This is a genomic window from Paraburkholderia solisilvae (assembly GCF_902859875.1).
GTDB lineage: Bacteria > Pseudomonadota > Gammaproteobacteria > Burkholderiales > Burkholderiaceae > Paraburkholderia > Paraburkholderia solisilvae.
This window is the reverse complement of the sequence record NZ_CADIKF010000118.1, coordinates 1-1,851: the sequence shown is the minus strand read 5'-3', so window position 1 is coordinate 1,851 and position 1,851 is coordinate 1. Positions and strand designations below refer to the sequence as shown.

The 1,851-nt window shown below is 65.9% G+C and carries 1 protein-coding gene; it reads left to right on the top strand.

The genetic code is table 11. The annotated features are described in order from the left end of the window. Position 1: 1 nt before the first annotated feature. On the top strand, positions 2-1,851 hold a 1,850-nt coding region (gene acs / locus HV675_RS32025; protein WP_175115465.1), incomplete at its 3' end, for an acetate--CoA ligase.

Below are 1,851 nucleotides of genomic sequence, written 5' to 3'. Positions count from 1 at the left end.
GATGTCAGCGATTGAATCCGTTCTTCAGGAACGCCGCGTGTTCCCGCCGTCCGCCGAAACGATGAAGGCGGCGTCGATATCCGGCATGGACGCGTACCGGGCGCTCGTCGCCGAAGCGGAGCGCGATTACGAAGGGTTCTGGGCCCGCCTCGCGCGCGAGACGCTCAGTTGGCACAAGCCGTTTTCGAAGGTGCTCGACGAATCGAACGCACCGTTCTACAAATGGTTCGAAGACGGCGAACTGAACGCGTCGTACAACAGCCTCGATCGCCATGTCGAAGCGGGCAACGGCGAGCGCGTCGCGGTGATCTTCGAAGCCGATGACGGCGCCGTCACGCGCGTCACGTACAAGGACATGCTGCAGCGTGTGTCGCGCTTTGCGAACGCGCTCAGGAAGCGCGGCATCAGGAAGGGCGACCGCGTCGTGATCTACATGCCGATGTCGGTCGAAGGCATTGTCGCGATGCAGGCCTGCGCGCGGATCGGCGCGACGCACTCGGTGGTGTTCGGCGGCTTCTCGTCGAAGTCGCTGAACGAGCGCCTGGTCGACGTCGGCGCGGTCGCGCTGATTACCGCCGACGAACAGATGCGCGGCGGCAAGGCGCTGCCGCTGAAGAACATCGCGGATGAAGCGCTCGCGATGGGTGGCTGCGACGCGGTGAAGAGCGTGATCGTGTATCGCCGCACCGGCGGCAAGGTCGCGTGGAATGCGGATCGCGACCTGTGGATGCACGAAATCGCGCAGAGCGAAAGCGATCAGTGCGCGCCGGAATGGGTCGGCGCCGAGCATCCGCTGTTCATCCTGTACACGTCGGGCTCGACCGGCAAGCCGAAGGGCGTGCAGCACAGCACCGGCGGTTACCTGCTGTGGGCCGCGCAGACGGTGAAGTGGACCTTCGACTGGAAGCCGGCCGATGTCTTCTGGTGCACCGCGGACATCGGCTGGGTCACCGGCCATAGCTATATCGCGTACGGGCCGCTCGCGCTCGGCGCGACGCAGGTCGTGTTCGAAGGCGTGCCGACGTATCCGGATGCGGGCCGCTTCTGGGAGATGATCGCGAAGCACAAGGTCACGCTGTTCTATACGGCGCCGACGGCGATCCGTTCGTTGATCAAGGTGTCCGACGCGGACCCGAAGGTGCATCCGAAGAGCTATGACCTGTCGTCGCTGCGCGTGATCGGCACGGTCGGCGAGCCGATCAATCCGGAAGCGTGGGTGTGGTACTACGAGCAGGTCGGCGGCACGCGCTGCCCGATCGTCGATACGTGGTGGCAGACGGAGACCGGCGGCCATATGATCACGCCGCTGCCGGGCGCGACGCCGCTCGTGCCGGGTTCGTGCACGCTGCCGCTGCCGGGCATCATGGCGGCGGTGGTCGACGAAACCGGGCAGGACGTGCCGAACGGGCAGGGCGGCATTCTGGTCGTGAAGCGCCCGTGGCCCGCGATGATCCGCACCATCTGGGGCGACCCGGAGCGGTTCAGGAAGAGCTACTTCCCGGAGGAACTGGGCGGCAGGCTGTATCTCGCCGGCGACGGCAGTATCCGCGACAAGGAAACCGGCTATTTCACGATCATGGGCCGTATCGACGACGTGCTGAATGTGTCGGGTCACCGGCTCGGCACGATGGAAATCGAATCGGCGCTGGTGGCGAATCCGCTGGTCGCGGAGGCCGCGGTGGTCGGGCGGCCGGACGATACGACCGGCGAGGCGGTCTGCGCGTTCGTCGTGCTGAAGCGCACGCGGCCGGAGGGCGATGAGGCGAAGCAGATCGCGAACGACCTGCGCAACTGGGTCGGCAAGGAGATCGGCCCGATTGCGAAACCGAAGGACATCCGCTTCGGCGACAA